The organism is uncultured Paraglaciecola sp., from assembly GCF_913058035.1.
GTDB lineage: Bacteria > Pseudomonadota > Gammaproteobacteria > Enterobacterales > Alteromonadaceae > Paraglaciecola.
This window is the reverse complement of record NZ_CAJXPA010000173.1, coordinates 1-8,891: the sequence shown is the minus strand read 5'-3', so window position 1 is coordinate 8,891 and position 8,891 is coordinate 1. Positions and strand designations below refer to the sequence as shown.

General features: G+C 41.5%; 4 protein-coding genes and 3 pseudogenes. 4 read left to right on the top strand and 3 right to left on the bottom strand.

Going from position 1 to position 8,891, the window contains the following annotated elements; translation table 11 throughout:
* The first annotated feature begins 436 nt into the window (after positions 1-436).
* On the top strand, positions 437-817 hold the full coding sequence (locus QZ562_RS17330; protein WP_293762931.1) for a restriction endonuclease: 381 nt from the start codon (positions 437-439) through the stop codon (positions 815-817).
* Positions 818-897: 80 nt separating this feature from the next.
* Here QZ562_RS17330 and QZ562_RS17325 read toward each other — a convergent pair whose 3' ends face one another.
* A complete protein-coding gene (locus QZ562_RS17325) occupies positions 898-1,419 on the bottom strand; it encodes a hypothetical protein (protein WP_293762928.1) in 522 nt (173 codons plus the stop codon).
* A 162-nt stretch (positions 1,420-1,581) separates the two neighbouring features.
* Positions 1,582-1,875 (bottom strand): GlyGly-CTERM sorting domain-containing protein, encoded by a 294-nt coding sequence (locus QZ562_RS17320; protein ID WP_293762925.1) that lies wholly within the window; start codon positions 1,873-1,875, stop codon positions 1,582-1,584.
* On the opposite strand from QZ562_RS17320, the pseudogene QZ562_RS17315 reads away from it, so the two are divergent.
* The 3 genes and pseudogenes from QZ562_RS17315 to QZ562_RS17305 all read left to right on the top strand — a co-directional run.
* A pseudogene (locus QZ562_RS17315) lies at positions 1,867-2,205 on the top strand (transposase); the annotation flags it as partial. The gene QZ562_RS17320 and the pseudogene QZ562_RS17315 overlap by 9 nt on opposite strands.
* A 636-nt stretch (positions 2,206-2,841) precedes the next feature.
* The gene (zapE, locus tag QZ562_RS17310) at positions 2,842-4,320 is read left to right on the top strand and encodes a cell division protein ZapE (protein WP_293762922.1); all 1,479 of its coding nucleotides are present in this window, start codon (positions 2,842-2,844) and stop codon (positions 4,318-4,320) included.
* 69 nt (positions 4,321-4,389) lie between these two features.
* Positions 4,390-4,548 (top strand): annotated as a pseudogene (locus QZ562_RS17305) (transposase); the annotation flags it as partial.
* Positions 4,549-5,672: 1,124 nt separating this feature from the next.
* On the opposite strand, the pseudogene putA reads toward QZ562_RS17305, so the two are convergent.
* A pseudogene (gene putA, locus QZ562_RS17300) lies at positions 5,673-8,891 on the bottom strand (bifunctional proline dehydrogenase/L-glutamate gamma-semialdehyde dehydrogenase PutA); the annotation flags it as partial.

Sequence of the window (8,891 nt, the reverse complement as noted above, 5' to 3'; positions counted from 1 at the left end):
CCTATATATTCTGCTCTCGCAGCTTCAAGGGTTTTCATAAAATCCCACTCAGGGTTTATCGTAACTCTCAAAATTTATTTACTCCTATAGAAAGGCAACTAAAGTGTATTAGGCAGAAGTCGGATTAGATACAAACATTACTATCATGCTTACCTCGACAATCCGTTTAATTTTCTACAGAATTCCATAAAATTAGCCTTTTGAAAAGGCTAATCTAGATTTGATATTTTATGATCAGACCAAGCCATGTAAATAAACAGTTTTTTTAAGTTAGAAGTTCTGCTTTTGACACATTTGCGACGATCAGCGAATGGGTCCAAGAGCGAATACCGGACATTGGACTTTTCGAGCTTACAGGTTATTCTAGTTTGCAAAGAACCCGACCTCACAAGGTCAAATTAGTCATAATCTTATCATTCATTAGAGTAATTTTCGTATGGACTGGAAGCAGTATGAAACAGAAATATATAGCCATTTCCGGCAACAATACACTGACGCAGAGATTACTCTAGATGCAAATAAAATTGGACTTTATTCTAAAGTAAGCAGACAGATAGATATTCTAATTGAGCAATACGTAGCAGGTAATCGTTTCACTCTTGTAATTGATGGAAAATACTTCAATAAAAAGATTGATGTTAAAGCTGTCGAAAGCTTTATTGGAATGTTGGAAGACTTAGGAGCCCATAAAGGATTACTTATTTCTAATCAGGGATTTAGCGAGGCGGCATACAATCGTGCACATTTCGGGCCGTCTGAAGTGGAACTTGATATTCTTAATTTTGATGACCTACATAAATTTAAGAGGGACTTATAGTATATCGAATTCACTAATTATAAAGTGTCTACAAAGTCAGGGGAAGATCACCAACCTATTAAAGATTAATAAGTGAAAAACTAGACTGAGCTATCTGATTTATAACAACTGTTACTAATGTAAATCTTTTTGATGTCATCAGATAATGAAAATAAATAAACAAGATAAAGTTCTGAATTAATTTCAATTTCAAGTGAAGGTACGACGGAAGTATTATTGAGGAACTCTTCAAATACCCCATTACTGGAAATGATAATATTTCCAGTAAGTTTTACCTTTGTATTTTCACTAAACGGACTTACAGAAAATTGATTTTGACTTGGCTTAAGATAACCTAAAATCTTAGTATTTGAAAAATATTTCATTGAACTAGGATCGTAAAAATGCTCTATTAGAGGGAGGTTCCAGTTATGGGGTGGTATGCCAGTTTGTTCTTTTTTAGTCCAAAGTGGTTTTTTGGGATACTTAAAAAGTGCTGGTAAGGCAATTGTCTTAGGTTCGAAACATTTATGCATACTCTCCCTAGTATGTGACCATTGGATCCCAAATATTACGTACGCCAAAATACACACCATAATTCCTTTAGATAAGTGATTTTGCATGTTAATTCCTTACTAACTTTGACTACAAAATTCATTAATCGCCCACATAATAAATTCAAGTAGCTAATAAATAAATGAATTAAGTCTAGTTCATTAGACGAACAAAAAATATATGCTCTTTATTTTCCTGTAAGCAAAAGTCTTTTAAATTATTGGTTAATATTAAATTTTAGTTCTTAACCTAACCATTAAGCCAAATAAACACAGCATCATCCATCCTAAACTACCACCGCCTGAAGAGTTTGATCTAACAGGTGTTATGGGCGTAGGAGGAGGTGTCACTACTGCTGGTGGAGTAAACACCAGATTACGAATAAAACCTTTGTCTTGGCCTTCTGAAGCGCGGGGATCTTTGTTGTAGGTCCAATTAATGATATTGGTACCTGCAGCTAAATCAATCGTTATTTCCGTGAAAGCCACTTCTCCAGATATGTATTCAATTAGCGCACCACTCATGTGATCTTTGAGCCTCTGGATTTTATTGCCCGTTTAGCGGCACTGGTGCCCAAACCCAGAGTTAATCTGACGCGCTTTCATGGTGTATTTGCACCAAACAGTCGGCACCGCGTGACAATAACGCCGTCCTTACGAAATAAGGCAAAAAAAGCATTACCGACAGGGCAGGAAAAAACACGGGCACAAAAACACCAATCGATGACCTGGGCGCAAAGACTTAAACGGGTTTTTGGGATAGAAATAGAAACGTGTGAGCAATGCGGTGGTGCGGTTAAGGTTATAGCGAGCATCGAAGACCCATTGGTGATCCAAAAGATACTTAGTCACCTGAATACAAAAAATGACGAAGTCGTCGATCTATTGCCCCCACAAAGTCGAGCACCGCCTCAGATAAGTCTGTTTGAATAAAAGCCGTTCATCATAATAAGCAATATTCAGAGCTGGTTTGCACAACAGCGGGAAGCGCTTGTTCTAAATTCTGAATTATGTGAAAACAGTTGATTAATAGACGAAAAATAGCCAACTTTCACTCCCTCAAGGATATAAAATAGATGTCAATATGGAAAACATGAGGCATCATGTATTTTGATTTTAGGAAAATGACGTTTTATTTTACCTATACTCTGAAGCCTAGGCGTTGCCACATTGTACTAAACAGGTTGTCGACTTGAATATCGGCGCGTGTGAGCAAATCTGTTGTTAAAAATAGAGGGGGTTGTGTCAGGGTTCATTTTATAGCCCTTGAGTGGTTTCGTGTTTTGTCTAGATAACGAACATTTTACCATAACAAGGCTATTTTTATTTATATTATTCAGTTAGTTATGCTGAATTTGGCGTTCAAGTTGAACTCCGAAACTTGAGTCTCTAATACAAATCCATTTGATACCCATACAGAAATCTAGTGTACCATACCATCATGTTGATAAACTCATCAGCTCCATGATGAAGACGATGAAGACGATGATTATGAAGACCATGATAGCACAACATCGCGTCGCTCGGCGGTGCTTCTCGACAGGCCGCGTGGCAGCGGCTTATGAACTCAAGGTGGACGCGGGGGAGGTGCGACGAGATGACGCGCAAGTCGCTCTGGCGGCAAAATTCGATGCCCTGCACGAGTCTCTTGCCTCGCTCCCACCAGTCCCCGTACGCACCGACGATCCGACAGAGATCAGCTGTACAAGCAGCAGTCCACTGTTACTGTTACTGGCGCGATCCCTGGCATCCGCCCAGTCCTTTCTTCGAAAGAAGTTCCATTTGTGGTCTTTTGGTCCACCACCGCGAGGCATGTACATTCATGGACCGGTCGGGGTCGGCAAGAGCTTTCTAATGGATCTCTTTTACGCGTCGGTTACTGTTCCTGATGATGATTCTTGCTGTAATAATGACAGCCACAGCCACAAACACGCAAAGATTACCAAACGCCGCGTCCACTTTCATGAATTCATGCTAGACGTCCATCATCGAATCTTTGTCTACAAACAGAAGCACCCACGAGGTGATGCGATTCCCATCATTGCGCAACAATTGGCACAAGAAGCCCAACTCCTCTGTTTCGATGAATTTCAAGTGACAGACATTGCCGATGCCATGATTTTGAAGCGACTGTTTTTACTATTATTATTGGATTGGAATGTCGTGGTGGTGGCCACCTCGAATCGACCCCCCGATGCCTTGTATGAGGGAGGCATTAACCGATCCCTCTTTTTGCCATTCATCGACATACTGAAACACACGTCCGACATTATTTCCATGGAGGATTCCCGCAAGGATTATCGACTCGAAACTCGAGCGGGTGGTCAATCCTATTTTTGGTCAAACAAGGATGTTCATGGCGATAATAATATTAATAACAACATGCAGGCGCAGTTGGAAGAAATATTTGGTGGCACTGCATCCGGAACTGAGGCCGAGAGCATTCCCGTCCTCTTTGGTCGCACCGTCCAGGTCGCCCGATTGAATGACCGGTGCGCCTGGTTTGACTTTTCCGAGTTGTGCTACCAACCGCTCGGGGCGGCCGATTATATTTCCCTCTGCTGCCGATTTCCGGTCCTCATCATGGACTGCGTCCCCCAACTGGACGCCAAACACCTCAACGAAGCGCGACAATTCGTGACCCTCATTGACGCGTGTTATGAATCTCGCACCCGCTTGGTGCTGGCGGCACAAGTCCCGCTCGACGAATTGTTTGTCGATTTTGAAGCGCAAGTCGAAAGCAGTGATGGAGATGAAGAATTGTTTGTCAGTGAGAAGGGGGGAAGCTCGAGTTCCTTTGCGACGACCATGATTCGCACCAAAGAGGGGGAATATTTGGAGTGGTCGGCGACGGGTCGAATTGGCGTGTCACTGGCACAATTATCGGCCACCAATGATCTCGCCTTTTCCTTTCGACGAGCCGCGTCTCGGTTGGTAGAAATGGGTGGAAAGGAATGGGGACGGCAATGACGAAAGTTCTTTACCTTGCAAAGCATTGCACCTATGGCAGAGCAAGGGCTTGCGTCAGGCTGTGCCGCAAAAGTGGCAGGCTTCAGTCTCCATGCAGGTGTCATGATGAGCAACGCACAGGATAGGGGTAAACTCGAAAGGCTGTGCCGTTATATTACCCGCTCTGGGGTATCAGAAAAAAGGTTGGCAATAACGACTTACGGTAAGGTGCCCTACCAACTAAAAAGTGCCTTACATCAGTTGCAGAGACATCATCCTAATTTGCTAAAACTTAGGCTTCTTGCTCCTGAATCGCTATGACCACGAACGTCTGCAATTGGCTCAGGTTGTGTAAAAACTTCAACAACCCAATTAATTACGCAATGCTACGTAAAATGTAAGTTTCCTTAGTTATGAAACTTGGTCAGATTTTAATGTAAGACACATATTTACATCTATTTTTGTTCAAATAATGGGCTGAAAATAGTTTTTACACAGCCTGGGCACGTGGCCGACGGATAGAGGAAGTTGATGTTGAAGGGTTTTAGCAGCAAAATACAGTAATATAATTCTTCGTTCGTATGTCTGCTATGTCGGAATTGCCGTCCTTAAGATGATTAACTTGTTTGTCTGCTTTTCACTCATTGCCGTCAGTCAAGTTTGATTAATCGCATAATGATTTTGCGCTCAATATAATCTGATAGTTTGAATTATCTTAAGTCCGCTATGGGTCGAAAACTACATTTTTCCACACTACCAGATAATTTTATGTGTGTCTGTTTTTCGCTCTTGGAGCCATTCGCTGAGCGTCGCAAATGATTTAGATTATCCATCATCTGTCCCAAGGCAGGTGAACTAACGATGCTCAGTGCGATCGACAGATAACTGATAATCTAAATCAAACCCACCTGTCAGTTTATTAGGCAAGTCTGAGTTTCAAACATTAATTCGTCGAATTTTTATAGAGTTTTAGCTTTGGTTTTTCCTAGTTACAAACATTAAGTAATTTGGGCAAAATCTAAGTACACAAAATCGCGGGTTTCAAGGAGTTTCAGTTTAAAACATTAATATGCTCGCACACCAAATGAACTATTAGCCCTAATGTACATTAAGGCATGTACAGTGAGGCCAAAGCCGACAATGGATTATTGAAGAACGGCTTAAAGCAAATATTGTCTAGGATTTATAGCCTAGAATGTCGTTGTGAAGCTACAATAAGATGCTTTGCCCTACGAATACCATATGTTCAAAAAGTAGGGCAGAGGTCAGCGTCACGTTGCTGATTTTTTTTTCAATAATACATTAAGATGACGGATGCTCCGTCAAGGGCTCGCTTTGAATGTTAGAATCCAAAACGAACCGCCCCTTAATCGCTAATCTTCTTCATCTAAGGTCATGAGTGACGTATTACCACCAGTAGCGGTGGTATTAATACTGATAGCTTTTTCTGTTAATAATCGTTGCATTAAATTATCAAAATATTTTGAACTGATCACCGGTAAAATTGCACCTTGACGTTCTGCTAATTTCTCACTGATATAATGTTTACGGTCACAATGATTATCAATAACTACACCTGATAATCCAGGTTGTGCCAGCAACGTTGTTAAATGGCATAACCGGGCAATTTGAAAAGTATTCTTATCTTCTCCTGTTGCAATAAATTCATCTCTAAAAGCGATTGCTTCATCATAAAATAAGTCAGAAACAACTGAGATCACGGTATTACCGGTTGCCAAAGCCGTTACGACAGAAAGCAACCAGAAGTGAAAAGTAACATTTTCGTCAGCAAAACAGATGATGTTGCCACGATTTTCTAAATATAGAGTATTAGACTCACCTGTTGGACCCGGTAAAACGGTTGGTTCCTTCAAGTGTTTTTCAATATCTATTAATTGTGAGCGCGCAGCTTGTAAAGTCTGCGTTAAATCGTCTGCTAAATTATCAATGATTTCGATATGCGCTATTTTTGCTAACACTTCGCTAACACAAGATATACGGGTATTTAACTTGGTCAGGCGCCATATTTTTTCTGCGGTACTCGCTCTGTCCATCAATAATACGGCTTGCGCATCCGTATCGTTGTTTGAGGCTTGTGCTTGCTGTGGTATTAAATTAAGTTTCTTGGCACCGGGCGTTGTTATTTCTTTCACTAAACGCGTTAAATAATAGGGGCCACCTGCTTTTGGCCCTGTACCTGAAAGACCACGGCCACCAAAAGGTTGCACACCCACAATAGCGCCAATTATATTGCGATTGATATACACGTTACCCGCTCGTGATAGCTTCGCCAAATTGATGGCTCGCTGTTCAATGCGGGTATGGATACCCATGGTTAAGCCAAAACCTGTGCCATTAATATCATCCATGACTTTTTCTATTTCATCGCCTTTAAAGCGAACAATATGGACACAGGGACCAAATACTTCCTGCTTCAGCGCGCTAATATTTTCTATTTCATAAAGTCGTGGTGCAAAAAAGAAATGTTCGTTATCTGCTATTTCATTTGTTATCTCATCAGAAATATCGCATTGGTATAATAGCTGACCATGGGTTTTCATATAGTCACTGTGAGCATTGAGTGAATCTAGCGCTTTTGATCTATGACAGGGCCTATGTCAGTCCTCAGTTTTTCTGGGTTACCTACATGTAATTCTGCTAATGCGCCTTTAAGCATGGTAATAACATTATCAGCAATATCTTCTTGTAAAAATAACACTCGAAGTGCAGAACAACGTTGACCTGCAGACTGAAACCCTGAAGAAATGACATCATCAACGACTTGTTCAGGTAGGGCGGTAGAGTCAACTAACATACAGTTTTGACCACCTGTCTCAGCAATAAAAGGCACTTGATCGCCGCCTCTATCCGCCAATGTTTGCGAAATGATAGTCGCTGTTTTAATAGAACCAGTAAAAATAACCGCTTGAACACGTGCATTAGGAATAATAACACTACCCACATTACTACCCTTTGCAATAACGGCTTGTACAACGCCATGTGGTAATCCAACAGATGTCATTAGTTCAATAGCGCGCAATGCAATTAAGCTTGTTTGCTCGGCTGGTTTTGCTAGCACCGTATTACCCGTCGCAATGGCAGCCGTCACTTGCCCTATAAATATAGCTAACGGGAAGTTCCAAGGGCTGATACATAACACCACACCACGGGCTTCTAAACGTTCATCTTCTGCAAGTTCAATCGCTTGTTGTGCATAATAGCGACAAAAATCCACCGCCTCTTTGACTTCATCAATACCATCTTGTGCAGTTTTCCCTGCTTCCTTGATGCATAAGGCAATGAACTCGTCCATATGATGTTCAAGCACATCGGCAACACGACATAATAAGGCGGCGCGTTCAGATACAGGCGTTTGTGACCATGAAGCAAATGCGTTTTGAGCGGTTTCGATCATCGCGAGCATTTCATCCTTGCAGTGATGTCGTTGAAAACCAATAATTTCACTCTGCTTTGCTGGGTTTCTAATAGCGACAGACCCCTCTGGCACATCATCTTCAGAGAATAAGTTATCCATAAGCCAGTTATCCAGTGATGTTTTTAAAGGGGTTACTGTATTGATATCTGTTAAATCTAGGCCCTTGGAATTATCTCGACCGACACCTTTTTTATCATGGTATAACGCGATGGGTTTGATTATCTGGCCGTTATATTTGTGTTTTAAGCGATGCATTTTATCAACGGGATCGACAAGCAAAGATTCGACCGGTTGTGACTCATCAATAATGGCATTAACAAAAGAAGAGTTAGCGCCATTTTCTAACAAACGACGCACTAAATAAGCGAGTAGATCTTTATGAGGTCCAACCGGTGCGTAGACGCGACATTGCACATTTTCATTGGTAACAACTTGATCATATAACGAGCCACCCATGCCATATAGACATTGAAACTCAAAACTTGTTTTGTCATCGCCCGCCAGTTCAAGAATAGTCGCGACAGTATAGGCATTATGCGTAGCAAACTGTGGGAAAATGGTATCTCTATATTCTAATAATTTTTTCGCACAGGCGAGATAAGATACATCAGTAGAAGCCTTGCGAGTGAATACCGGAAAATGCTGATAACCCCCTTTTTGGCTGTTTTTAATCTGAGTATCCCAATAGGCACCTTTTACTAAGCGCACCATCATTTTCCGGTCAACACGCATGGTGAGTTCTCGCAACCAGTCAACTATAAAAATGGCGCGTTTTTGATAAGCTTGCAGGGCCATCGAAAAGCCATTCCAACCTGCTAACTCATCATCACTAAATACCGCCTCAATAACATCGAGGGACATATCTAATCGCTCAGATTCTTCCGCATCAACAGTTAACCCAATATTGTAGCTTTTGGCTTGCAAACAAAGTGCTTTAAGTTTGGGAGCCGCTTCAGTCATTACCCGTTCTTTTTGTGCAAATTCGTAACGAGGATGGATAGCAGAAAGCTTAACTGAAATACCAGGCACTTTGCGAGGGTCGTTCTTACCCGACGCACGAGCCACTGCGCCAATGGCATCTATGGCAACTTGATAAGCTTTATAATACTTATCAGCATCACTCATGGTACGCGCGCCTTCACCTAGGATGTCGTAA